Source organism: Stakelama sediminis (assembly GCF_014199335.1).
Lineage (GTDB): Bacteria > Pseudomonadota > Alphaproteobacteria > Sphingomonadales > Sphingomonadaceae > Sphingomonas > Sphingomonas sediminis.
The window spans coordinates 680,264-702,377 of the sequence record NZ_JACIJI010000001.1 but is presented as its reverse complement, the minus strand read 5'-3'; the positions used below and the strand labels follow the sequence as shown (position 1 = coordinate 702,377).

25 protein-coding genes are annotated in these 22,114 nt (G+C 62.7%); 12 read left to right on the top strand and 13 right to left on the bottom strand.

Features of this window, described 5'->3' with window-relative positions:
- Nucleotides 1-44: 44 nt before the first annotated feature.
- Both FHR23_RS03615 and panC read right to left on the bottom strand, forming a co-directional pair.
- Nucleotides 45-341, bottom strand: coding sequence for an SEL1-like repeat protein (locus FHR23_RS03615; RefSeq protein WP_184001538.1), 297 nt, complete (start codon nt 339-341; stop codon nt 45-47).
- Nucleotides 342-428: 87 nt separating this feature from the next.
- Nucleotides 429-1,277, bottom strand: coding sequence for a pantoate--beta-alanine ligase (gene panC / locus FHR23_RS03610; protein WP_184001537.1), 849 nt, complete (start codon nt 1,275-1,277; stop codon nt 429-431).
- Between the two features lie 115 nt (nt 1,278-1,392).
- Here panC and FHR23_RS03605 point away from each other — a divergent pair, with 115 nt between their 5' ends.
- From FHR23_RS03605 to FHR23_RS03580, 6 genes are all read left to right on the top strand, one after another.
- Nucleotides 1,393-2,157 (top strand): division plane positioning ATPase MipZ, encoded by a 765-nt coding sequence (locus FHR23_RS03605; protein ID WP_343042973.1) that lies wholly within the window; start codon nt 1,393-1,395, stop codon nt 2,155-2,157.
- A 1-nt stretch (nt 2,158) separates the two neighbouring features.
- A complete protein-coding gene (locus tag FHR23_RS03600) occupies nt 2,159-2,404 on the top strand; it encodes a J domain-containing protein (RefSeq protein ID WP_184001535.1) in 246 nt (81 codons plus the stop codon).
- 386 nt (nt 2,405-2,790) lie between these two features.
- Entirely contained in the window at nt 2,791-4,179 is a 1,389-nt protein-coding gene (gene pgmG / locus FHR23_RS03595) for a phosphoglucomutase/phosphomannomutase PgmG (RefSeq protein ID WP_184001534.1), read from the top strand.
- A 355-nt stretch (nt 4,180-4,534) separates the two neighbouring features.
- The gene (locus tag FHR23_RS03590; RefSeq protein ID WP_184001533.1) at nt 4,535-5,290 is read left to right on the top strand and encodes a 3'-5' exonuclease; all 756 of its coding nucleotides are present in this window, start codon (nt 4,535-4,537) and stop codon (nt 5,288-5,290) included.
- A gap of 14 nt (nt 5,291-5,304) precedes the next feature.
- Complete coding sequence (locus FHR23_RS03585) at nt 5,305-5,754, top strand: OsmC family protein (protein WP_184001532.1); 450 nt, start codon at nt 5,305-5,307, stop codon at nt 5,752-5,754.
- 78 nt (nt 5,755-5,832) lie between these two features.
- Nucleotides 5,833-6,843: an asparaginase gene (locus tag FHR23_RS03580; RefSeq protein WP_184001531.1), complete on the top strand. Its 1,011-nt coding sequence runs from the start codon at nt 5,833-5,835 to the stop codon at nt 6,841-6,843.
- Between the two features lie 134 nt (nt 6,844-6,977).
- On the opposite strand, the gene FHR23_RS03575 is transcribed toward FHR23_RS03580, so the two are convergent.
- Entirely contained in the window at nt 6,978-8,288 is a 1,311-nt protein-coding gene (locus tag FHR23_RS03575; protein WP_184001530.1) for a cystathionine gamma-synthase family protein, read from the bottom strand.
- A 251-nt stretch (nt 8,289-8,539) separates the two neighbouring features.
- On the opposite strand from FHR23_RS03575, the gene FHR23_RS03570 reads away from it, so the two are divergent.
- Nucleotides 8,540-8,830 (top strand): hypothetical protein, encoded by a 291-nt coding sequence (locus tag FHR23_RS03570; RefSeq protein ID WP_184001529.1) that lies wholly within the window; start codon nt 8,540-8,542, stop codon nt 8,828-8,830.
- A 30-nt stretch (nt 8,831-8,860) separates the two neighbouring features.
- Here FHR23_RS03570 and pgeF read toward each other — a convergent pair whose 3' ends face one another.
- Genes pgeF through lgt form a run of 4 tightly spaced genes read right to left on the bottom strand, consistent with a single transcriptional unit; the run spans nt 8,861 to nt 12,123 of the window.
- Nucleotides 8,861-9,628 (bottom strand): peptidoglycan editing factor PgeF, encoded by a 768-nt coding sequence (gene pgeF / locus FHR23_RS03565; RefSeq protein ID WP_184001528.1) that lies wholly within the window; start codon nt 9,626-9,628, stop codon nt 8,861-8,863.
- The gene (locus FHR23_RS03560) at nt 9,625-10,131 is read right to left on the bottom strand and encodes a GNAT family N-acetyltransferase (RefSeq protein WP_184001527.1); all 507 of its coding nucleotides are present in this window, start codon (nt 10,129-10,131) and stop codon (nt 9,625-9,627) included. The genes pgeF and FHR23_RS03560 overlap by 4 nt, the downstream gene beginning before the upstream one ends.
- Complete coding sequence (locus tag FHR23_RS03555; RefSeq protein WP_343042971.1) at nt 10,128-11,195, bottom strand: class I SAM-dependent methyltransferase; 1,068 nt, start codon at nt 11,193-11,195, stop codon at nt 10,128-10,130. Before FHR23_RS03555 ends, FHR23_RS03560 begins: the two co-directional genes overlap by 4 nt.
- A gap of 19 nt (nt 11,196-11,214) precedes the next feature.
- Nucleotides 11,215-12,123, bottom strand: coding sequence for a prolipoprotein diacylglyceryl transferase (gene lgt / locus FHR23_RS03550; RefSeq protein ID WP_343042970.1), 909 nt, complete (start codon nt 12,121-12,123; stop codon nt 11,215-11,217).
- Nucleotides 12,124-12,249: 126 nt separating this feature from the next.
- Here lgt and FHR23_RS03545 point away from each other — a divergent pair, with 126 nt between their 5' ends.
- The 4 genes from FHR23_RS03545 (at nt 12,250) to FHR23_RS03530 (ending at nt 17,472) form a co-directional block, all read left to right on the top strand.
- Nucleotides 12,250-14,502, top strand: a complete 2,253-nt coding sequence (locus FHR23_RS03545; protein WP_184001525.1) for a xanthine dehydrogenase family protein molybdopterin-binding subunit — start codon at nt 12,250-12,252, stop codon at nt 14,500-14,502.
- Nucleotides 14,499-15,506: a ferrochelatase gene (gene hemH, locus FHR23_RS03540; protein WP_184001524.1), complete on the top strand. Its 1,008-nt coding sequence runs from the start codon at nt 14,499-14,501 to the stop codon at nt 15,504-15,506. Before FHR23_RS03545 ends, hemH begins: the two co-directional genes overlap by 4 nt.
- A 39-nt stretch (nt 15,507-15,545) precedes the next feature.
- A complete protein-coding gene (gene phbB, locus FHR23_RS03535; protein ID WP_184001523.1) occupies nt 15,546-16,268 on the top strand; it encodes an acetoacetyl-CoA reductase in 723 nt (240 codons plus the stop codon).
- A 202-nt stretch (nt 16,269-16,470) separates the two neighbouring features.
- Nucleotides 16,471-17,472 carry an esterase-like activity of phytase family protein gene (locus FHR23_RS03530; protein WP_184001522.1) on the top strand — a complete coding sequence of 334 codons (1,002 nt, stop codon included), beginning with the start codon at nt 16,471-16,473 and terminating at the stop codon, nt 17,470-17,472.
- Between the two features lie 2 nt (nt 17,473-17,474).
- On the opposite strand, the gene rpmB is transcribed toward FHR23_RS03530, so the two are convergent.
- Nucleotides 17,475-17,771, bottom strand: coding sequence for a 50S ribosomal protein L28 (gene rpmB / locus FHR23_RS03525; protein WP_184001521.1), 297 nt, complete (start codon nt 17,769-17,771; stop codon nt 17,475-17,477).
- Nucleotides 17,772-17,918: 147 nt separating this feature from the next.
- Here rpmB and FHR23_RS03520 point away from each other — a divergent pair, with 147 nt between their 5' ends.
- Nucleotides 17,919-18,140, top strand: coding sequence for a hypothetical protein (locus FHR23_RS03520; protein ID WP_184001520.1), 222 nt, complete (start codon nt 17,919-17,921; stop codon nt 18,138-18,140).
- A 38-nt stretch (nt 18,141-18,178) separates the two neighbouring features.
- On the opposite strand, the gene FHR23_RS03515 is transcribed toward FHR23_RS03520, so the two are convergent.
- From FHR23_RS03515 to ubiM, 5 genes are read right to left on the bottom strand one after another with little or no spacing between them, the layout of a single operon-like run.
- On the bottom strand, nt 18,179-18,349 hold the full coding sequence (locus tag FHR23_RS03515; protein WP_184001519.1) for a (2Fe-2S)-binding protein: 171 nt from the start codon (nt 18,347-18,349) through the stop codon (nt 18,179-18,181).
- A 52-nt stretch (nt 18,350-18,401) separates the two neighbouring features.
- Nucleotides 18,402-19,676, bottom strand: a complete 1,275-nt coding sequence (locus FHR23_RS03510; RefSeq protein ID WP_184001518.1) for a DUF418 domain-containing protein — start codon at nt 19,674-19,676, stop codon at nt 18,402-18,404.
- A 52-nt stretch (nt 19,677-19,728) separates the two neighbouring features.
- Nucleotides 19,729-20,403, bottom strand: coding sequence for a nitroreductase family protein (locus FHR23_RS03505; RefSeq protein WP_184001517.1), 675 nt, complete (start codon nt 20,401-20,403; stop codon nt 19,729-19,731).
- A gap of 44 nt (nt 20,404-20,447) precedes the next feature.
- Complete coding sequence (locus FHR23_RS03500; protein WP_184001516.1) at nt 20,448-20,858, bottom strand: group II truncated hemoglobin; 411 nt, start codon at nt 20,856-20,858, stop codon at nt 20,448-20,450.
- Nucleotides 20,855-22,069 (bottom strand): 5-demethoxyubiquinol-8 5-hydroxylase UbiM, encoded by a 1,215-nt coding sequence (gene ubiM / locus FHR23_RS03495; RefSeq protein ID WP_184001515.1) that lies wholly within the window; start codon nt 22,067-22,069, stop codon nt 20,855-20,857. Before ubiM ends, FHR23_RS03500 begins: the two co-directional genes overlap by 4 nt.
- Between the last annotated feature and the right edge of the window lie 45 nt (nt 22,070-22,114).

The window sequence follows — 22,114 nt, the reverse complement described above, 5'->3', positions numbered from 1 at the left end:
GGACAGGGCGGGGCAAAGCTCGCAACGGCCTGTGCCGGGGCGCTTCACGCCGCGCGCGGTTGCGCCATGTGCAGCCAGGCACGCGCCTGTTTCTGCGCTTCGGCGATTTCCGCCGCAGTCATGTCCTCGGCAATTTCCGCGCGCCATTCCTGGGCACGAACGTCACCGTTGACGGCCGCCAGATTGAACCATTTATGCGCTTCGATCAGGTCGATCAGCGCGCCCTGCGCACCGCTCGAATAGATCACGCCCAGTTCGAAACAGGCTTCCATGTCCCCACGTGCCGCGTCGTCGATGCGGCTTTCAATCAGAAATCGTGCGCTCTTGAGGCTGTTCGCCATGACGGATCCCCTTTTGCTGTTCCATCACAGACAGGGTTTGACGTCAGAGCTTCAACAAATGGTTAACGTGGTTAACAGGATTAACCTCTACGCATCATCCCTGACCTCAACGACCACATTGTCGATCAGCCGCGCCGCGCCCATTTTTGCAGCCGCGATGATGCGGGAGGGCTTTTCGGGATTGTGCGGACCGAACGTGTCTTCTTCGACGATATCGACATAATCGACATCGAATCCCGCTTTGGTCAGCGTCTCGCGCGCCTGTTCCAGCGCCGCCGCCACCTCGCCGCCACGCGCAATGTCGCGCGCCGCCACGCCCAGCGCGCGGGGCAGCGTCACCGCCTTGGCGCGTTCCTCCTCCGTCAGATAGATGTTGCGCGACGACAGCGCGAGGCCGTCATCCGCGCGCTGGGTCGGCACGCCCTGGATGGCGATGTCGAAATCCAGATCCTGCGTCATCCGGCGGATCACGCAAAGCTGCTGGTAATCCTTTTCCCCGAACAGTGCCACATCGGGACGGACCTGATTGAACAGCTTGGCCACCACCGTCGCCACGCCATCGAAATGGGTGGGCCGTGATGCGCCGTCATGCGTGGCGGTAATGCCGGCAACATGGATCGAGGTGGCGAAGCCGTCGGGGTACATTGCCTCCACCGCAGGCATCCACAAAATGTCCGTGCCCGCTTCGGTCAACAGCCGCGAATCGGCCTGTTCGCGGCGCGGATACTGATCCAGATCCTCATTCGGGCCGAACTGTGTAGGATTGACGAAGATGGAAACCACCACTTTGTCGGCTGCCCGCTTCGCCGCTTCGACCAGCGCGATGTGGCCTTCATGCAACGCTCCCATGGTCGGGACGAGCGCAATGCGGGCGCCTTCGCCGCGCAATGCGGCGATTGCATCACACAGTGCGGATGGTTGACGGATCGTTTGCACGCTTAAACTGCCTCGGATAAGTAACCTGTGTCGCGCCTTCTATGGTTGGGGGGCGCGGTGATCAACAAGGGAAGTGTGCGTTTTGGGCAACGGATCGAACCGATTGCACGTTATCGTGTTCGCGAACGAAAAGGGGGGCACCGGCAAATCGACGACGGCGGTGCATGTCGCGATTGCGCTTGCGGCCAGAGGGGCACGGGTTTCCGCGCTCGACCTCGATCATCGTCAGCGTACGCTGGGGCGGTATCTCGATAACCGGCAGGCGACGATCCGGCGTACCGGCCATGCCCTGCCGATGCCGCGATACGAAACCCATGACGGCGAAAGCATGGACCGGTTTTCCGAACTGCTGGAGCAGTTGAGCGCCGGTGCTGATTTTCTGGTCATCGATACGCCGGGTCGCGACGATCCGTTTGCACGGATCGCGGTGACCAATGCCGACACGCTGGTCACGCCGATGAACGACAGTTTCGTCGATTTCGACCTGATAGGGCAGGTCGATCCCGATACCTATCGCGTCGTGCGCCCCAGCTTTTACTCCGAACTGATCTGGGATTCGCGCAAGACCCGCGCGAAGGCGGACGGCAGTACCATCGACTGGATCGTGCTGCGGAACCGGATGCAACATATCGAGGCACGAAACATGCGCCGGGTTTCGTCCGCAATCGAACAATTGTCGAAACGTGTCGGATTTCGGGTGATTCCCGGCCTGTCGGAGCGGGTTATCTATCGCGAACTGTTTCCCAAGGGGCTGACCATGCTCGATTCGCGCGAATTCGGCGGTATGGCGCTGGCCCATGTCGCCGCGCGTCAGGAATTACGGGAAATGATGACGGGACTGGCGCTCCCGATGCAGGAGGATGCGCAGATCAGCGCCTGACATGTTCAAACTTCTGCTCCTCGTGGTGATCGGATTTCTCGTCTGGCGCTATCTGCGCAAGGTCGCACGCCCGACCATGCCCAGGGATGAGGCACAGGCTATTTTGGGGGTGAGCGCCGATGCGGATACGGAGACGATTCGCGCCGCCCATCGTCGTCTGGTTTCCGCGGTCCATCCCGACCGTGGGGGATCGGCGGAACTGACCCGGCGCATCAATATTGCCCGCGATACGCTGTTGCGCCGGTAGAGTCTCACGATGACACGCATGCTGATTTTTTGGAACATTATGCCTAAAATGAAGTAGTGTTGCCCGGGCAGGGGAGGAATCCGTCTTTCGGAGTAACCGGCATGGACATGCTGCAATACCCCTTGTGCCTGATCGGCAGGCACAAGCGTTCGGGACACAAGGCGCATTATGAAGCGGATGATGCTGCCCATAGTGTATGCAAAGGCTGTGGTCGGCCCATGGTGAAGCGCAACGGTCGGTGGAAGATTGACGAAACGGCCGAATAACAGGCCGGCGTCGTCAATTTGCTTTCGGACCAACCCTTTCCGGACGCATATCATCCGATTGCGGCATTGAAATTTCACAAATGTTGAACGATGGAACGGTCAACTGAACAGGAGGCTTGCTTGACCCATCGTTTCGATCCGACCTCACTTCGCGAATATGATATCCGGGGAATCGTCGGGCAGACGCTCGGCCCCGATGATGCGCGGGCGATCGGCAAGGGGTTTGCCACCCTGCTGCGGCGTGCGGGCGGCCATCGGGTTGCGGTAGGCCGCGATGGCCGGCTCTCTTCGCCTGAACTGGAAGCGGCACTGGTCGAAGGGTTGACCGCATGCGGTGTCGATGTCGTGAAGACCGGCATGGGGCCGACACCGATGCTCTATTATGCCGAGGCCACCCTAGAGGTGGATGGCGGCATACAGATAACCGGCAGCCATAATCCCGGTAATTATAACGGCTTCAAGATGGTGTTTCAGCACCGGCCCTTTTTTGGCGAGGATATTCAGACCATCGGCACAATGGCGGCCGAGGGGGACTGGGACATTGCCGGGGAAGCCGGGCAGGTCACCGAAGCCGACATCCTCGACGATTATGTCGGCCGGTTGATGGCGGGTTATGCCGGAGGTGCCTATCGCATCGGCTGGGACGCCGGAAACGGTGCCGCCGGCCCGGTGATCGAGAAACTCGTCAAGCTGCTGCCGGGTGAGCACCATACGCTGTTCACCGATGTGGACGGTAATTTTCCCAACCATCATCCCGATCCTACCGAAGAGAAGAATCTGGCCGATCTTCAGCGGCTGGTCGCGGAGAAGAACCTCGATTTCGGACTGGCTTTCGACGGAGACGGCGACCGGATCGGCGCCATTGACGGTCAGGGACGCGTGATCTGGGGCGATCAGCTTTTGTCCATTCTGGCGGAACCTGTTCTGCGTGAGGAGCCGGGGGCGACGATCATCGCGGATGTGAAGGCGTCGCAGATGCTCTATGACCGCATCGCCGAACTGGGCGGCAACCCGGTGATGTGGAAGACCGGCCACAGCCTCATCAAGACGAAGATGAAGGAAACGCATGCGCCGCTGGCTGGTGAAATGTCGGGCCATATCTTCTTCGCCCATGACTATTACGGCTTTGACGATGCGCAATATGCCGCCGTCCGGCTGATCCGTGCGGTGCATATGATCGGCAAGTCACTGACCGAAATCCGCGAAGCGATGCCCGAACTGATCAATACGCCGGAAATGCGCTTTCAGGTCGATGAAAGCCGCAAGTTCGCAATTGTCGAGGAAGTGCTCGATCGGCTGGAAGCCGATGGTGCGGAGGTCAACCGTACCGATGGCGCGCGCGTGAATACGCCTGACGGCTGGTGGCTGTTGCGCGCATCGAATACGCAGGACGTGCTGGTTGCGCGCGCGGAATCGCATAGTCAGGAAGGGCTGGACCGGCTGGTTGCGCAGATCGACGACCAGCTTGCCAAGAGCGGCGTGCAACGCGGGCCGCAGGCCGGTCATTGAGTGGCGTTGCGGTCATTTTACCGCAACCCGCTTTTCATGAACGGATATTTAGCTAAAACCCATCGCGAACGGGAATCCTGCGCGGAAGGCGTGCAGAAGAACGACGACGGGGCGATTGGTGTCATTTCGGTTGAAGTGTCTGATGGGGAAACATGAACGCTCGATGGAGAATGTCCGCAGGATTGACGGCATTCTTCACGGGATATGCGAGCATTGCGGTACGCCGATGCGTCGTGTTTCGCGCGGCAACTGGGTCAAAGCCAAACTTCGGTGAAATCGGTCCGAAGCCCACAAAAACCCGGTTGAGCGCATTTGGGGCTGGCTATTCCTGCCGGCGATGCCCAGTTTAAGGGCCATGTCAGCCCCGCCGATCGTCCGAGTCATCGACCTTGAAACCACAGGTGCCAATCCCGCCACGCACGGGGTGTGCGAAATCGGCTGGCAGGATGTTGCGCTGGCACAGGATGGCCGCTGGGCGCTGACCGACGAATGCGGCTCGATTCTGGTCAATCCGGGTCGTCCGATTCCGCCGGTGACGCAGGCTGTGCATCATATCCTCGATGAACAGGTGGCCGATGCGCCCTGGTGGCACGATGTCGCGCGGCAGGTGCTTGACCCCTGGCCGCGTCGGGTGGCGCTGGCGGCACATCGCGCGGATTTCGAACAGCAATTCTGTACGCCTGCCCTGACCCGCGGGGCCGACTGGATCTGCACCTGGAAATGCGCGATGCGGCTCTGGCCCGATTCACCCGGATTCTCGAACCAGTTGCTGCGATACTGGCGTAAGCCGGACGGGATGATTCACGAACGCGGCCTGCCGGTACATCGCGCCTTTCCCGACGCCTATGTCACTGCCTTCCACCTGCGCGACATGCTGAATGAGGCGAGCATTGCGCAATTAATCGAATGGTCGAACCTGCCGGGACTGTTGCCGCGTGTGCGCACCGGCCCCGATCGCGGCAAGGAATGGCATGAGATCGATGATGAGGTGCTGGCGGGGTTTCTCCACGACCGCGATGTCGATGTGCGCTATACCGCCGGGCAGGAGGTTGCACGGCGGCAGCAGGGCGGTCCGGTCACTCGTACGACCGAGGAATGGCTGCTGCTCTGACATAAGAGGCTTGCATGGAAACGCTGGAAGAACCGCTCGCAGGCGAAGTGATCGCAACCGCGCTGCCGGGCAAATTCGCGACCTTGCTGCGCACTGCCGGACATCGCTGGATCGGGGACGAGGCGGTGGCGCTGGGCGGGCAGGATGACGGGCCGGACCCCTATGCCATGCTGCTGGGCGCGCTGGGGGCGTGTACCGGTATGACCATCCGGTTGGTCGCCGAGCGCGAAGGCATGGCGCTGGACGATGTCGAGGTGCGGCTGCGCCATGATCGCAACCATGCGAAGGATTGCGATCATTGTCTGGAGGAAAAGACCCGTGTCGAGGCGATTTTCCGTACCATCCGTCTGACCGGCGATCTGAACGCGGCGGAACGGGCCCGGCTGATGGAGGTGGCCGATCGCTGTCCGGTGCATCGCACGCTTACCGGTACGCTGCACGTTCATACTACCGTCGAGGAATAGAGCGGCAGCGCTTTGCTTGGGGCTGTGCCTCGCCTATGGCGCGCTACAGGACAGGGTAGGCTGCAGAAGGCAAGGCATATGAACGGCGTGGCTGTGATCACCACCGGCGGGACCATCGGCTCTTTACTGGGAACCGACAAAATCGCCATCGATCCGGGCGGGGAAGCGTTGCAGGCGCGGTTGAAAGCGATGGCACAGGAAACCGGTGTCGATATCCGCCTTTTCCCCGCCGCCAATATGGGGTCGAGCAATTTCGAGCCCGAAGACTGGATCGGCTTTGTCGCACAGATTGAGGCGTGCATGGCGGACGGCTTCGACCGGATCGTGCTGACTCATGGCACCGATACGCTGCATTTCACCGCAGCGTTTCTGGCGCTCCTCTTTCACGACCGCCCGGTGACGCTGTGCCTGACCGGGGCCTTTTATCCGCTGGGGCATCCCGATTCTGACGCCGACCGCAATGTGCGCGCGGCCTTGCGCGCTGCGATCGAGCCGACGTTGCAGCGGGGCGTCTATACCGCCTTTTACGATCCCGACTGTGAAGGGCCGGGGGTCATTCCCGCCACCGATCTGGTGCCGCCGCGTTTTGACGAAGATCGCTTCCGCACGCTGTATTCGGGCCTGCCTGAAGTAACCCATTCGGTTGCAGAGGCGCATTCTATTTTTACCAAGATTGAATGGGGTGCACTGTCGCCCGAGGTGACGGCGGATGGCCTGCGCAATGCCAAGACGCGGATTGCCAGCGCGCTGCTGTTTCCCGGCATCGACATGCGGCTGTATGATGCATTGCCGCAGGGTGGGGTGTTGCTGATCGAGGGGTATCACAGCGGCACCGCGACCGTGCGGGAAGGCGAAACCGGGCTGCTGGCGCTGCACCGGCGGCGGCCGGACCTGACCATCGGGCTGATTTCGGTGCCTTCGCCCAACGTTCCGATTCCCTATGAAGAGTCGGTGACGCTGAAACAGGCAGGGATTCTGGTCTATCGCGACCTGCCGTTGCATCTGTTGCTGGCGGCGGAGCTGATCGGTCTGGCGCAGGGCAAGAGTGGGCGTGAGGCCGTTGCCGCGTTCGACGCCTATCTGATTTAGTCTTTGCGAAGAGCGAAGCGACGCGGCCATCCGGCTTTGGTGTTGCCGCTCTGGATGGGTACCCCCTGCTTTCGCCGGGGTTGCAATGACGATGCGGGCGCGGGGGCAGGCAATCCGCCCCCGCGCCTCGCGCCTCAAACCGCCTTCAGCGCGGCGTCGAAATCGGCGATCAGGTCGTCGGCATCCTCGACGCCGATGGAGATACGCACCAGATTGTCGGTGATGCCCAGCGCCTTTTTACGCGCGTCGGGGACCGAGATATGCGTCATCGCGGCGGGTGCGGACGCCAGCGTTTCGGTGCCGCCCAGACTGACCGCCAGCTTGGCGATCTTCAGCGCATCGAGAAACGCAAACGCCTCCTTCTCGCCCCCCTTCAGATAGAGCGAGAAGGTCGATCCCGCGCCGGTGCAATGGCGCTTGTAGATGTCGTACTGCGCATCGTCCTTCAGAAAGCCCAGATAACCGACCTTCTCCACCTTGGGGTGATCCTTCAGGAAGGCGCACACTTTTGCGGCGTTTTCGCCCGCGCGGCTCATGCGCAGTTCCAGCGTCTCCAGACTGCGGCACAGCATCCACGCTGTGTTGGGATCGCAGATCGTGCCGATGGTGTTGCGCATCGCGCGGATCGGATCGAGCGCCTTGCGCGTGCCCAGCACGCCGCCCGCGACCAGATCCGAATGCCCGCCGGCATATTTGGTCAGCGAATAGACGACGATGTCTGCGCCATGATGCAGCGGCTTTTGCCACAGCGGCCCAAGAAAGGTGTTGTCGATGGCAATCGGCGGTTTTTCTTCCTTGTCCGCGAACACGCTGTCGCGCAGCTTCGCCACCGCCTCGACATCGACCAGTGCGTTGGTCGGGTTGGCCGGGCTTTCGAGATAGATCAGCGCGACACGGCTGTCGCCCGCCTGACGCATGACCTTTTCGATTTCCTCGGGGCTGGCATCGGCGGGGAAGTCGAGGAACTTCACCCCGAACTTGCCGAGGATGCGCGCAATCAGGGTTTCGGTCGCGGCATAGAGCGGCCCGGAATGGATAATCGTGTCGCCGGGATTGACCATGGCGAGGAACAGCGTCGCAATCGCCGACATGCCGGAGGAAAAGGCCAGTGCCTCTTCGGCTTCTTCCCATACGCCGAGACGGTCTTCGAGGATTTCCTGATTCGGCCCATTGAAGCGCGAATAGACCAGACCTTCCGCACCGCCCGGACGCTTGCCGGTAATGCCTTCGAAATGGCGCTTGCCCGCGGCCGCGTTGGGGAAAACAAAGGTGGAGGTGGCGAAGATCGGCTGTTTCAGCGATCCTTCGGACAGCGAGGGGTCGAATCCATGCCCCATCATCAGCGTCGATGGTTTCAGTTTGCGGCCGCCAATCTCCTCGATGTTCGGCTTGGGGCGACGGCGCGGGCTGATGCCGGTCATATCGGCTTCGGTTTCGTCGGTCATGCGCTCTCCTGTGCTATGAATGTACGTCCGGTCTGTCGCCGGACGAGATGGGCAGGTGGTATCAAATGAAACCAGTTGCCGCCAGCGTCGGTTCCCCTTTGCGGCGCGGTTTTTGCCGAATAATCGTCCGCCCGCGAGGTGTATGCTTTGCAAGCGCCCCGCATCATGGGATAGTTCCGATCCCGGTCCTGAGGGAGCGTGCCACCGCCATGCAGTTTGCCTTGCTATGCATAGCCGTCCTTGCGGTTGTCGTGAAACTCGCGGCAACGATCTGGCTGGTACGCCAGCCCGATGCCACCACCGTCACGGCGACCCGTTTCGGCCATGCGATGTATCTGGCGGGAAAGGTCACGCCCGCCCTGTTCGTCGCGGCACTGCTGGCGCGCAGTTGGTTACAGGGCGCACCGTCCGGCTATTTATTGTTCCTCGCCATCGCGCTGGTGGTCGCGATTGTTATGGCCGCCATCGTCATGCGCCAGCGCGCAAGAGGCGAGTGGTACGGTCTGGCACACGATATTCACCAGAAGCGGTGGCGGGATTGAGTGGACTACTATTTTGAAATGGAATTTCAGTCAGTCCTGCAACCCGATAATCGAAATCTGCCTGCCGTAATCGGGTTCGTGCGCATGGGTGCTGCGGCGATAGCTGTAGAAGCGGTCGGCGTCGGTATAGGTGTCTAGCCCCATTGCCTCGACGCGGCCGATGCCCGCCGCGGCCAGCCGGGCGGCGACATAGGCTTCCAGATCGAATTGCGCATGTCCGGGCTTGCCGTCCGCGAAGAAATGCTCATTCGCCGGATCGCTGGCGAGGAAGCGGTGGACGAAGCCGGTATCGACTTCATAGCTGGCGCGCGCGATGCACGGGCCGATGGCAGCGTAGATATGGTCGCGCCGCGCACCCAGCGCGACCATCGCGGCGATGGCCGAATCGGTGACGCCCGCAATCGCGCCCTTCCATCCGGCATGGGCGGCCCCGACCACGCCCGCTTCCCGGTCGGCGAGCAGTACCGGCGCGCAATCGGCGGTCAGGATGCCCAGCGCCAGGCCGGGCCGGTTGGTGACCAGCGCGTCTGCATGGGGGCGCAGCATTTCGGCAAAGGGTTCGGCCACCGTCACTGCATCCGCCGAATGCACCTGATACAGCGTCACCAGCTTTGCACCCGGCAACACCGCTTCGGTCGCACGGACACGGTTTTCGGCCACCACTTCCGGCGCGTCGTCGGAACCGGTGCCGACATTCAGCCCGGCATGGACACCGTTGGAAACCCCGCCGCGCCTGCCCAGAAAGCCATGCGCGACCCCCGCCAGCGTTTCGGCGCGGATGACCTCCACGTCGTTCATAAGGTACATGCCCAGATACGGTCGTCGTCGATCGTCTCACCCACCCGGAATGCATATGTGCCGACTTCGGCAAAGTCATGCCGGGCGTAGAAACGCTGGGCACGGATATTGTCGACGAAAACGCTAAGCACCATCCGGGTAAAGCCTGCTTCGCGCGCGCTGTCCATCGCCCAGCGCATCAATTCGGGTGCGACGCCCGTGCCCTGCCATGGGCCGAGGATGTACAGCTGGTGCAGTTCGATGGTCTGCGCATCCCAGTCACCGGGAAAGAAAACGGGTCCGGTCTTGGCAAAACCGACAATCGCGTCATCCTCGACCGCCAGTTGCACCCGATAGTCGGGATCGCAGAGATGCGAAGGCAGATGCTCGCCGAAGGTTTCGTCGAGAAAAGCGCGCAGATCCTCCATCCGGTACATGCTGCCGAAGGTGTCGGTGAAACAGCGCGCGGCCATGGCGGACAGAGCGGGCCCGTCGGCGGGCACTGCGTCGCGATACACGATCATGCGGTGAAACCGGCAGGCACCGGCCAGCCGGGCGCGGTCACCACGATTGCCTTGAACAACTCGCCCATTTTCTGCGCCCCGATCAGCCGGTCGCGATCCTCGCGGATCATATCGGCGCGCTCGGGGGCTGCCTGCATCAGCGCGTCGGCACGCGGTTCGATGCCCAGCGCGGTCAGCAACGCGCCCTGCGTAATCGGACCGTACACCACCGCTTCTTCCGCGCGCGCGGCTTCCGCCAGCGTGCCGAAATCGACATGCGCGGTCAGGTCCTGCTCGCCGGGCTGATCGAAGGGGTTGGCATAGGCATGACCGCGCACCGCCTGTAATGTGTCGCCGACCGCCGGGCCTTCATAGCCGTAATCGATGATGATCGCCGCGCCGCCCTGTGCCACCAGCCGCTTCGCCAGCGCGCGCATCACCGCCACCGATGCGGGCGAGGTTTCGAGGATCGAGCCGACAGGCGCGCTTGCCAGATGCGGCGGGATCACCGCGTCGAAATTATTGCCGCCCGCTATCGGCAGGAACAGCGTATCCTGACACGCGACCAGCCGCTCGCGCCAGCCTTCGCCGGTTTTCACAAGCTGACGGATGGGCAGTGCATCGAAAAATTCATTGGCGACGGTCAGCAGCGCGCCATCCTCCGGCACGCCGACCAGATCGAGGCACCAGTCGGCGTCGGGCACGCGCTTTTCCTGCTCTTCGCGCAGTCGCGGGCTGGTTTCGACGAAATGCACCGGCGGTTGCAGCCCCACCGTTACCATCGCGCGCAGCGCGTCGGACGCCAGCGTGCCGCGCCCCGGCCCCAGTTCGACATAACGTGCGCGCGGTTGTTCGGCACGGTGCCACAGATCGGTCAGCGCTAGCCCGATCAGTTCGCCGAACATCTGGCTGACTTCTGGCGCGGTGGTGAAATCGCCGCGCGCGCCCAGCGGATCGCGGGTGGCGTAATAATGCGCATTGGCGGCGCCCATGAACTGCGACAGCGGAATCGGCCCGGCCAGCGTGATCGCACGCGCCAGCCGCTCGGCAAGCAGGGGTTCTGCCGGATCGGTCGGTTCTGTCACACTGCCTCCCGCGGGTGGTTCATGCCTCGGCGGCGTCGGTCTCGCTGATCTTGATACCGGCGCGTTCCTGCCGCCCCTTCGCGGTGCGGATCAGGTAAATGCCGCCGATAATCATCGGAATCGTCAGCAACTGGCCCATATGCGTTCCCGGCGTGCCGAGAATGGGGTTGTTGAGATACTGTTCATCCGCCTGACGGAAAAATTCGACAAAATAGCGCGCACAGCCATAGCCGAGCAGGAATGCGCCGACCAGCTTGCCGGGCTGATACCGCGCCTTGGTCCGCCAGAAGAGGAACCACAGAATCGCGAACAGCAACAGCCCTTCCAGCCCCGCCTCATACAACTGGCTGGGATGGCGCGGCGGATTAGGACCGAAGGCAACGGTGTTGGGAAAGATGATCGCCCAGGGGACCGTGGTCGGGCGGCCCCACAGCTCACCGTTGATGAAATTGGCGATACGCCCGAAAAACAGGCCGAACGGCGCGCAGCAGGCGACGTAATCGTGAATGCGCAGCCAGTTCAGTCCGTTCTTGCGCGCGAGATAGATGATCGCGATGCTGACGCCCGCCGCACCGCCATGGAACGACATGCCGCCGTCCCACAGCCGGAACATCTGCAGCGGATGGAGGATCATTTCCGGCGCGTAGAACAGGATATAGCCGATCCGCCCGCCCAGAATGATCCCGATGGTCGCATAAAAGACCAGATCGTCGGCATGGCGCCGTGCCATCGGCGCACCCGGCTGAGCCAGCAGCTTCATCAGATACCACCAGCCAAGCAGGATGCCGGTGATATAAGCGAGCGAATACCAGCGAATATCAAGCTGATGCCCGAAAATATGGAAGGAATAGAGGACGGGGTGCAGGCCGAGTTGCGTAAAGTGCAGATAGTGATGGCCGGCCGCTGCGGCTGCTTGGGAGAGGATCACGGTTTCAGGTCGCTCCGGATGAACTGCGACCGCCTTACCGGCATGATGCGACAAACCCAAGACTTTACTGGCGGGTCGACATGATCGCGCTGGCATGGCGGCGACAGGCGCGATAGAGCAGGCGCGATGGCGGATACCCAAACATCCGGTCGCGGGATCGACCGGCGGAAATTGCTGATCGGGGGCGGGGCCGGGGTCGGCCTGATCGTCGCCTATGCGCTGTGGCCGCGCCACTATATGCCCAACCTGACCGCTGCGCCGGGTGAGACGATCTTCGGCGCATGGCTGAAAATCGGCAAGGACGGCGAAGTGACGGTCGCGGTCCCGCAGGCTGAACTGGGACAGGGGGTCTATACCGCGCTGCCGCAGATTCTGGCCGACGAACTGGGCGCGGACTGGCGTACCGTCGGGGTGGAGGCTGCCCCGCTCAATGCGCTCTACGCCAATGCGCTGGCCGCCGACATTCTGTTTCGCGATGCCTTTGCCAATCTGCCGGAAGGCTTTCGCCGCTCGCATGCGGAACGTACCGCACTGATGCTGACCGCTGCGTCGACCTCGATTCGCGCGTTCGAACCCGATTTGCGGCAGGCGGGGGCCTCGGCCCGTGTGTTGCTGTGCAAGGCGGCGGCGAAGCGGTGGAAGGTCGACTGGCGGTCGTGCAATACGGCTGAAGGCTTCGTCATCCACGGCAACGACCGGCTGCGCTTTGCCGATCTGGCTGCGGATGCCGCGCACCAGTCGCTGCCGCAGGAAATTCCGCTGCGGCAGGAAACGTCGAATCGCCTGTCGGGCAGTTCCGTGCAGCGCCTCGATACTCCGGCAAAGGTTGACGGATCGGCCAATTTCGCTGCCGATGTCCGTCTGCCCGATATGGTGTTCGCGTCGGTGCGGCAGGGCCCGGTGGGCGATACCCGGCTGCTGAGTTCGAATCACGCGGCGGCGAAGAAGGTTCGCGGCGTCCTGAGTATCGTCGAAAACGCTAACTGGGTCGCGGTCGTTGCGGAAAACTGGTGGGCCGCGAACAAGGGGCTCGATGCGCTGGCGCCGCGCTTCGAAACGCGCGGCGCGATCGTCGACAGCGATTCGATCGACGCCGGGCTGAAAGCCGCGATCGACGGCAAGGGCGAGCGCATGGCCAGCGTCGGCAATCTGGAACCGGTGTTCAGGGATGCGCAGATCGTCGCCGCCGATTACAGCGTCGGGCTGGCGCTGCACGCGGCGATAGAGCCGATGACCGCCACCGCGCACTGGACCGACGGACGGCTGCGGCTGTGGGTGCCGACGCAGGCGCCCGGACTGGCGCGTGCGGCGGCGGCAAAGGCCGCGAATGTCTCGGAGGACGCGGTGATCGTCTATCCGATGATGGCGGGCGGTTCGTTCGGCGCGAAGCTGGAAACCGTGGCTGCGGCACAGGCGGCGTTACTGACCCGGAAATTCGGACGGCCGGTGCAACTCACCTGGTCGCGCAGCGAGGAATGTCTGCACGACCGTTATCGTCCGGCAGCGCTTGGCCGGATGAGCGCGCGGCTGGGCCCTGACGGTGCGATACAGGGCTGGCTGTGCAAGATCGCAGCGCCACCGGTCGGGCATGAAGTGGCAAAGCGGCTGCTGGGCGGAGATGTTGCGGCGGCGCTGTCGCAGGCGATTCCCGGCACCGGCATCGGCGATCATGCCGCGGTGGCCGGGGCGACGCCCTTTTACGCCATTCCCAATTATGCGCTCGATCATCACCCTGCGGATATCGGCGTGCCCGTGGGGGAATGGCGTTCCGGCGCGCACAGCTATAGCTGTTTTTTCACCGAATGCTTTCTCGACGAACTGGCGCATGTCGCGGGTGTGGAGGCGCATTCGTTCCGCATTTCGATGCTCGGCGGTCATCCCCGGCTCGCACGCTGCCTGACCACGGTGGCGTCGCTGGGCGCCTGGCAGGGCGGCATCGCGGGCAGCGGGCAGGGCATGGCCTGCCACATGTTTCGCGGCTCCTATATCGCGGTGATGGCCGAAGCGCACGTCGATGAGGATCAGCAGATCCGGGTCGACCGACTGGTGGCGGCGGTCGATTGCGGCCGGATGATCAATCCCGATCTGGTCCGCCAGCAGATAGAGGGCGGGCTGATCTTCGGCGTTGCCGGCGCGCTGGGGGGCAGTACCGGCTTTACCGACAATCTGGCGGATGCCCGAGGGTTTGCCGATCTCAACCTGCCGACGCTTGCCGACAGCCCGGAAATACAGGTTGAGATTATTGAAAGCGGAGCGGACCCCGGCGGTGTCGGCGAACTCGCGGTGCCACCGGTCGCCCCGGCGATCGCCAACGCCATTCAATCGGCGACGGGCGTGCGGCTGCGCGATCTGCCCCTGACAGTTGGAGACGATTCATGAACCGTCCGGCCGATCATCCGCCGATCCCGGCACCGCGTATCGGCGTGCTGCTCATCAATCTCGGTACGCCGGACGCGCCGGAGCCGAAGGCGGTGAAGCGCTATCTTGCCGAATTTCTGTCCGACCGCCGTGTCGTCGAGATTCCGCCGATTGCCTGGCAACCGATCCTGCGCGGCATCATCCTGACCACGCGCCCCAAAAAGTCCGCGCACGCTTATGCGCAGGTCTGGGGCGAGGACGGCTCCCCGCTTGCCGCGATCACGCGCGCACAGGCGGGAGGGTTAAAGGACGCGTTCGGGCCGGACGTGCTGGTCGACTGGGCAATGCGCTACGGTAGTCCGGCAATCGGCGACCGTCTGCGCGCGATGAAGGAAGCCGGATGCGAGCGTATCCTGTTCGCGCCGCTCTATCCGCAATATTGCGCGGCGACGACGGCGACCGCCAACGATGCTGCCTTTGCCGCGCTGGCCGATATGCGCTGGCAACCCGCCATCCGCACCCTGCCGCCTTATTATGACCATCCCGCCTATATCGAGGCATTGCGCGCATCGGTGGAGGCCGGGCTGGCGGCGCTCGACTTCACGCCCGATACGATTGTCGCGAGCTTTCACGGGATGCCGCAGCGGACGCTGGAACTGGGCGATCCCTATCACTGTCATTGCCGGAAGACCGCACGCCTGTTGAGCGAAGCGCTGGGCCGTGAACTGGTGGTCGCATTTCAGTCCCGCTTCGGCCGGGCCAAATGGCTCGAGCCTGCAACCGACAAAGTGCTCGCGGCACTTCCCGGCAAGGGGGGAAAGCGCGTGGCGGTGCTGACCCCCGGTTTTTCCGCCGATTGCGTTGAAACGCTGGAGGAAATCGCGCTGCGCGGGCGGGAGACGTTCATGGAAGCGGGCGGAACCGACTTTGCCTGTCTGCCGTGCCTCAACACCAGCGCACCGGGCATGGAAATGCTGCGCAAAATTCTCGCACAAGAGCTTGCGGGCTGGCTGCCGGATGCGTAGCCTAAGCCTCGCAATTCCCGGCTAATAGGAGAGTCATGCATGGCACGCGTAGCGATCGTCACCGGCGGAACCCGCGGTATTGGAGAGGCGATCAGCCTCGCGCTTAAAGAGGCCGGCATGACGGTTGCCGCCAACTATGCCGGCAATGAAGAGCGCGCCCGTGCTTTTACCGAAAAAACCGGTATCGCCAGCTATAAATGGGACGTCGGCGATTTCGACGCCTGTCAGGAAGGTGTGGCGAAGGTGGAGGCCGAGCTTGGCCCCGTCGACATCATCGTCAACAATGCCGGTGTGACCCGCGACGGTACCATGTCGAAAATGACTCGCGACATGTGGGAAGATGTGATCCGCATCAATCTGGGCGGATGCTTCAACATGGCGAAGGCTGCGTTCGGCGGAATGCGTGAACGTAAATGGGGGCGTATCGTCAATATCGGCTCGATCAACGGGCAGGCCGGACAATATGGTCAGGTCAACTATGCCGCCGCGAAATCGGGCATTCACGGCTTTACCAAGGCATTGGCGCAAGAGGGCGCGCGCCTTGGCATCACCGTCAACGCCATCGCGCCGGGCTATATCGACACCGATATGGTGGCCGCGGTGCCGTCCGAAGTGCTCGAAAAGATCGTTGCGCGCATTCCCGTCGGGCGGCTGGGACAGGCCAGCGAGATCGCCCGCGGCGTTGCATTTCTCTGCTCGGAAGATGCCGGTTTCGTCACCGGGTCGACATTGTCGATCAACGGCGGCCAGCATATGTACTGACCGGCAAAGGGCCGGTCTCCCATACAGAAGACCGGCCCCGCCTTTCGATACGCTACGCGAAAGGACTTGCCGAAGCGGCTCGGCCAGCCGCGGTCGGTCGGTGCAAGTATAAGGACCGGGCTTTAGGTCAGTCTGAACGCGGCCGTCAGCTATTGTTCAGTCGGGGTTTTACCGGAATGCCGCAGCGCCTACAGCGATAGCGATGCGTATCCTGTTGTCGATCCTGCTGATTGTCCTGTTCGTACCGTGCTATTCGGGCGAGGCGCATCGCGACGTTTTCACCTCCCGCCCGCAATTGCGCGCAACCCCGGTTCCGCTTTCGACTGCCGATCCGACCCTGAAGCGGACGGGTGCGCTGACCTATCTCGGCGGTGTCCATCTGACCGACCCCGATCCGGCATTCGGCGGGTTCTCCTCGCTGTATGTACAGGCTGACCGGTTCACGCTGCTGTCCGACTTCGGCACCTTGTTGCGATTTCGTATGGGAGCAGACTGGCGACCGACGGACGTTCGCTTTTCGGAACTGCCGGGTGGGCCGGGGACCGGCTGGACGAAGATTGATCGCGACAGCGAATCGATGGTGCGCGACCCCGGAACCGGGGATTTCCGGGTTGGCTTTGAACAGCATAACGCCATCTGGCGCTATGATGCCGGGTTCGAGCATGTTCGCGGTCATGCCGAACCCGCGGCAATGCGGGACTGGCCCGAAAATGGCGGGCCGGAGGCGATGGCCGATTTGCCCGATGGCAGGTTCGTCGTATTTTCGGAAACCGGCAACTGGCCCCATCACAAGGGACACGCGGCGATCTGCTTCGCAGGCGATCCGATTAAGGCCCCCGACCAAGGCTTTCGCTTTATCTACATGCCGCCTGCGGGAGGATATAATCCTTCAGACGCATTGGCGCTGGCGGACGGGCGCGTACTGGTGCTCAACCGCTCCTTCAGCCTGCGTAAAGGGTTCCGGGCAAAGCTGACCCTGATCCCGGCGGGAGCGATCCGGCCCGGTGCCACGGTACGCGGCAGGGAACTCGCCACGCTGGCCGCGCCGTTGATCCACGACAATTTCGAAGGAATCGCGCTGACGCACGAAAGCGCCGGCACGATCCTGTGGATCGTGTCCGACGACAATCAAAGCTGGTTCGAACGAACGCTGCTGCTCAAATTCCGTATCGATCTGCCGCCCGTGAAGGCGGCAGCGAATTGAAATCAGGCGGCGGCGCTGTCGGCCAGTTTCTTACGAATTTCGCGCTTCAGGCGGCGGGCGCGCAGCGACAGGTCGTCGTCGCGGGTCTTCAGCAGCCAGTTGTCGAGACCGCCGACATGTTCAACCGAGCGCAGGCCGTGGGTCGACACGCGCAGGCGCACCGAACGCTCCAGCGCTTCGGAGATCAGCGTCACATTCTGCAGGTTGGGCAGAAAGGTACGCTTGGTCTTGTTATTGGCGTGGGAAACATTGTGTCCCACCTGCCGGCCCTTGCCGGTCAGCTCGCAAATGCGCGACATGGCTATCAATCCTGGTTTCGGAAGTTTCCGGAAAGTCCGCGCCGATACCGGCTAAGCGGCGTTGCGTCAACCGATTCTGCTATCGGCCGTGCAACTTCCTGTGCGGATGGTACGTTATTACGCTATCGTTTCAAAAGGGAGAGACCTATGCGCGGCCTGCTGGTGCTGATCGGACTGGCGATCATTATCTTTATCATTCTCGTTTCGGTCGGCTGGATCAACATCACCCAGACCCGGCCCGCTCAGGCGCCTGCTTATCAGATGGAAACCGGAACCGTCGATGTCGGCACCGTCAACAAGACGATCAGCGTGCCGACGATTTCCGCGCACAAACCCGCCGACAATCAGGCGGTGACCAACCAGCAATAAGGATGCTATGCACCGTCTGACCGTCTGTGGGCGACGGTTCAGGCGGCGCTGTGTTCCCGGGCGATGATTTCACGCGCAAACGGTGTGCACTGACCGCATTTGGCCTGACGCCCCAGCGCGCGATAGGCCTGGCAAGCGCTGCGTGCGCCGTTGCGAGCCGCATCGCGGACCTGTTCCTCGCGAATAGCATTGCACACGCAAACGACCATAAACGCTCTCCTCGACAGCGTTTATGGAGATAATGAGAACCGTTTGCAATAGTTATTGCGTGTCAGTCGCAACTTTTTGAGTGGCTGACAGGGCTCCGCCGCGCATCGGTTGCCATTGCCGTCGGGCAAGGCTGCGCCACAGCCATTCGAGCGGGCCGTAGCGAAAATGTTCCAGCCAGGGTTTCGACCACAGCAGGATCAGCACCCAGACCGCCAGCACCACCCCGTAAATCTGCGCGCGCGACCAATAGCCGAACCAGCCGAAGCCATAGCCGTAAAACAATGTCGTGCAGATCAGGCTGGTACCGAGATAATTGCTGAACGCCATCCGCCCGGCAGCCGCGAGCCGCTGCGTCAGGGCACCACCGGGGCGCAGGGCAAGTATGATGAGCGCCGCCCAGCCGACGATCATCACGGAGCGGACGGGAACGCTGGCCGCCATCACCGCAATGGCCACCGACATCATGCTGAACTGCTGCGCGACCATCCATGCGCCCAGCGCAGCATAGACCGGGACTCCGATCCCGAAGCCGACCGCCACCCAGCGCCAGTAGCGCCGTCGTTCCCATGCGCCGGTCAGGAAGCCGCTTTTCAGGGCCGCCATGCCGAACAGCATATAGGCAAGCGTTTCCGCGCCGACGAACAACAGGCTGTTGAGCGGCGTGGTGATATTGTTGGCCAGCCGGTCGCTCAGAATGCCCCAATAGCCGCCACGCATCAGCGCCAGTTGCCCGGCAATCCATTGCGCCGACGGCACGCCGAACCCCTGCTGCAACTGTTCCAGCCCGTGACGCGCATCGGCGGTCGCGTCCGGTCGCGCGGCGGCCAGTTCGGTGGCATGCATTCCGATCGGCATCAGAATCATCAGCAGCCATTGGAAACAGAGCAGCAGAATGCCGTGGCCGATCAGGCTGTGCGCGTCCTTGTTGCGAAATGCCCAGGCGATCATGCCGACCATCGCATAGAGCGTCAGAATATCGCCCCACCAGATCAGCCACAGGTGGATCAGGCCGAATATCAGCAACCAGATCATGCGCGAAAAATGCACGCGCGCGGGCGACTGGCCGCTCAGTTCGGCACGTTCGATGACCATCAGCATCGATGCGCCGAACAGAAAGGAGAATAATCCCCGCATCTTGCCGTCGAACAGCACGAAGTTGATCAGATAAGCAGCAAGGTCGGCGCCATGCCAGCCGCCATAGGCGCGCGGGTTCATATAGGCGGTCTGCGGCATCGCAAAGGCGACGATGTTGAGCAACAGGATGCCCAGCACCGCGACTCCGCGAATGGTGTCCAGCGTTCCGATTCGCTCTGGCAGGGTTGCCATGCCCGTTCCCCCAAACCGACGATCGCCGATGCGTCGATCTATTGCGGCGGTGCTACAGCCAGCTTGTGATCGCGTCGAGCGGTTTGCGCAGCGTGGCGTGCACGGGGATGGTTGCATCGGTTGCAGGATGACCCGCCACCACGATCATCACGGGCTTTTCTGTCGCCGGACGTTCGCACAGCGTATTGAGGAACTTCATCGGGTTGGGCGTATGGGTGAGTGTCGCCAGCCCGGCCTGATGCAGGGAAGCGAGCAGCAAGCCGGTCGCCAGCCCGACGCTTTCGGTAACATAATAATTCTGTCGGTCGTCACCCGGTTCGGGACCACCGCGGCGCTGCTCGAAAATGACGATCAGCCAGGGTGCGATTTCCAGATATCCCTTGTCCGCATCGGTGCCGAGCGGTGCGAGCGACTCCAGCCATTCCTGCCCCGCCTTGCCTTCGTAAAAGGCGCGTTCTTCGGCTTCCGCTCCTTCGCGGATCGCCCGCTTTTTATCGGCAGAGGCGACCACCGCGAAATACCAGGGCTGATGATTGGCACCGCTGGGCGCGGTCCCGGCGGTGCGGATTGCCGTTTCGATGATCGCGCGCGGCACCGGCGTATCGGCAAATGCCCGGCACGTCCGCCGCGTCGCCATGGTTTCGTAAAAGCGTTCGGCCGCCGTCAGCCGTTCGGCGTCGGTCATTGCGGGATAGGGGCGCCAGGGCAGGGTGGGATGGGGTTGCATGCGCGCAGGCTAGCATAGCGCCGCCGACACGTCTCCGATCCGTCCTAGCGTTCCTCGCGGTTGATCATCGCGCCGGACATGCGGATGAACGCGCCAAGCATCTGTCGCGCCAGATCGCGGTCGACGCGGGTATCGATCATCGCGCGGCGCATTGCATCGACCCATTGGGCGGCCAGCGGCGCATCAAACTGCATCGCGCGATGCATCGACATGATGCAGGTGCCCTGTCGCTGATCGAACCAGTCGCGCGGGCCGCCCAGCCAGCCGCATAGAAAGCGCGTCAGCGCGACCCGCGTGGGGAACAGGTCGGGGGCGTGAATGGCCCGCAATGCGGTATAGGCGGGATCGAGCGCCATCAGGTCGTAAAATCGCTCGACCAGCGTTCGCACACCTTCTTCACCACCGATCCGGTCGTACATGGACAGGGCGGGAATTTCGGCAAAAGCGGTGCTCATGACAATTCTCTTCCGGGATTGGGGCGGGACAGGCGTGGCGCGCGCCCCGGTTGCATCAACATGCGGCTGACGGTGTTGCGAACGAAGGGCAGGTGCGCGCCCGCGCGCAATACCCGGCGGCGCACCAGTCGCGCGGCAGGGTGGTGATCGGTATAGAGACCGACCAGCATGTTGGTGGCGGTATAGAGCGGACGGCTCGCCAGCCGGTGCCGCATTTCATAGCGGCGCAGCAGCATGGGTGCGGCAATGTCGCGGCCATGCGCCGCTGCGCGTACAATCAGACCGGCGAGTACCGCCTGACTTTGCAGGCCCAGATTGAATCCATGTGCGGTCACGGGGTGCATTCCCACCGCTGCATCGCCGATCAGCGCGGCCCGCTCCGCCGCGAAATGGTGCGACCAGGTGGTTGCCAGCGGATAAGCATGGGGTTCCCCGACGACGCGCATCGCGCCCAGCCGTCCTTCGAATCGCTGCGTCAGTTCTTCGCTCAGCGTTCCGCTATCCGCGGCCATCAGTCGTTCGATCTGTGCCGTCGGCAGCGTCAGTACGGCAGAAGACATCCGGCCGTTGAGCGGCAGCATGGCGATGGTCTGGTCATAGCCGAACCATTCGGTCGCGATGCCGTGATGATCGAGCGGGTGTTCGACCCGGCACACCAGCATCGATTTGCCCAGCCGATTGATCTCCGCCGCGATACCAAGCTGATCTCGTACGGCGGAAAAGCGTGAATCGGCGGCGACCAGCAGGCGTGCCCGCAACGTTCGCCCATCGGTCAGCATCACCTGTGCGTGATCGCGGCCGGTTCGGACGGAACGCATTGCTGTTTCGGTATAGAAATGCAGTTTCGGCTGTTCTTCCACCGCTGTGAACAGCGCGCGGCGGATATAGTGGTTGGGCACCAGATAGCCCAGTTCGGCTTCGCTACCGCCCTTCGGATCGAACGACAGGGCAAAGCGCGACCGCCCATTATAAACCTTCGCCTCGCGCAGGGGCGCAACCTCTTCCGGCGCGATCAGCGACCAGGCACCAAGTTGCTTCAGCGTCGCAACCGACCGGTGCGTCAGCGCAATTTCCCGCCCGTCCGGGGCGGGGTCGGCCAGCGCTGCGTGGGACTGGCGCTCGATAATCGCAATGTCCAGCCCGGTTCCGGCTAGCGATCGGGCAAAGGCCAACCCTGCCGGTCCACCCCCTACGATCAGGACATCGTGCATCGTCGCATCTCCCGCACCCGGAGCGAACGCCCCGATGCAGGATGC

Bases quoted from the DNA above. Each gene is read 5' to 3' on its own strand.
- FHR23_RS03515 (WP_184001519.1), bottom strand. From the start codon at position 18,349: ATGGTCGTTTGCGTGTGCAATGCTATTCGCGAGGAACAGGTCCGCGAT.
- FHR23_RS03580 (WP_184001531.1), top strand. From the start codon at position 5,833: ATGAACGGCGTGGCTGTGATCACCACCGGCGGGACCATCGGCTCTTTA.
- FHR23_RS03505 (WP_184001517.1), bottom strand. From the start codon at position 20,403: ATGCAACCCCATCCCACCCTGCCCTGGCGCCCCTATCCCGCAATGACC.
- FHR23_RS03560 (WP_184001527.1), bottom strand. From the start codon at position 10,131: ATGATCGTGTATCGCGACGCAGTGCCCGCCGACGGGCCCGCTCTGTCC.
- FHR23_RS03510 (WP_184001518.1), bottom strand. From the start codon at position 19,676: ATGGCAACCCTGCCAGAGCGAATCGGAACGCTGGACACCATTCGCGGA.
- pgeF (WP_184001528.1), bottom strand. From the start codon at position 9,628: ATGAACGACGTGGAGGTCATCCGCGCCGAAACGCTGGCGGGGGTCGCG.
- FHR23_RS03585 (WP_184001532.1), top strand. From the start codon at position 5,305: ATGGAAACGCTGGAAGAACCGCTCGCAGGCGAAGTGATCGCAACCGCG.
- FHR23_RS03530 (WP_184001522.1), top strand. From the start codon at position 16,471: ATGCGTATCCTGTTGTCGATCCTGCTGATTGTCCTGTTCGTACCGTGC.
- ubiM (WP_184001515.1), bottom strand. From the start codon at position 22,069: ATGCACGATGTCCTGATCGTAGGGGGTGGACCGGCAGGGTTGGCCTTT.
- FHR23_RS03615 (WP_184001538.1), bottom strand. From the start codon at position 341: ATGGCGAACAGCCTCAAGAGCGCACGATTTCTGATTGAAAGCCGCATC.
- phbB (WP_184001523.1), top strand. From the start codon at position 15,546: ATGGCACGCGTAGCGATCGTCACCGGCGGAACCCGCGGTATTGGAGAG.
- rpmB (WP_184001521.1), bottom strand. From the start codon at position 17,771: ATGTCGCGCATTTGCGAGCTGACCGGCAAGGGCCGGCAGGTGGGACAC.
- FHR23_RS03500 (WP_184001516.1), bottom strand. From the start codon at position 20,858: ATGAGCACCGCTTTTGCCGAAATTCCCGCCCTGTCCATGTACGACCGG.
- FHR23_RS03520 (WP_184001520.1), top strand. From the start codon at position 17,919: ATGCGCGGCCTGCTGGTGCTGATCGGACTGGCGATCATTATCTTTATC.
- FHR23_RS03600 (WP_184001535.1), top strand. From the start codon at position 2,159: ATGTTCAAACTTCTGCTCCTCGTGGTGATCGGATTTCTCGTCTGGCGC.
- FHR23_RS03545 (WP_184001525.1), top strand. From the start codon at position 12,250: ATGGCGGATACCCAAACATCCGGTCGCGGGATCGACCGGCGGAAATTG.
- hemH (WP_184001524.1), top strand. From the start codon at position 14,499: ATGAACCGTCCGGCCGATCATCCGCCGATCCCGGCACCGCGTATCGGC.
- FHR23_RS03590 (WP_184001533.1), top strand. From the start codon at position 4,535: ATGTCAGCCCCGCCGATCGTCCGAGTCATCGACCTTGAAACCACAGGT.
- FHR23_RS03575 (WP_184001530.1), bottom strand. From the start codon at position 8,288: ATGACCGACGAAACCGAAGCCGATATGACCGGCATCAGCCCGCGCCGT.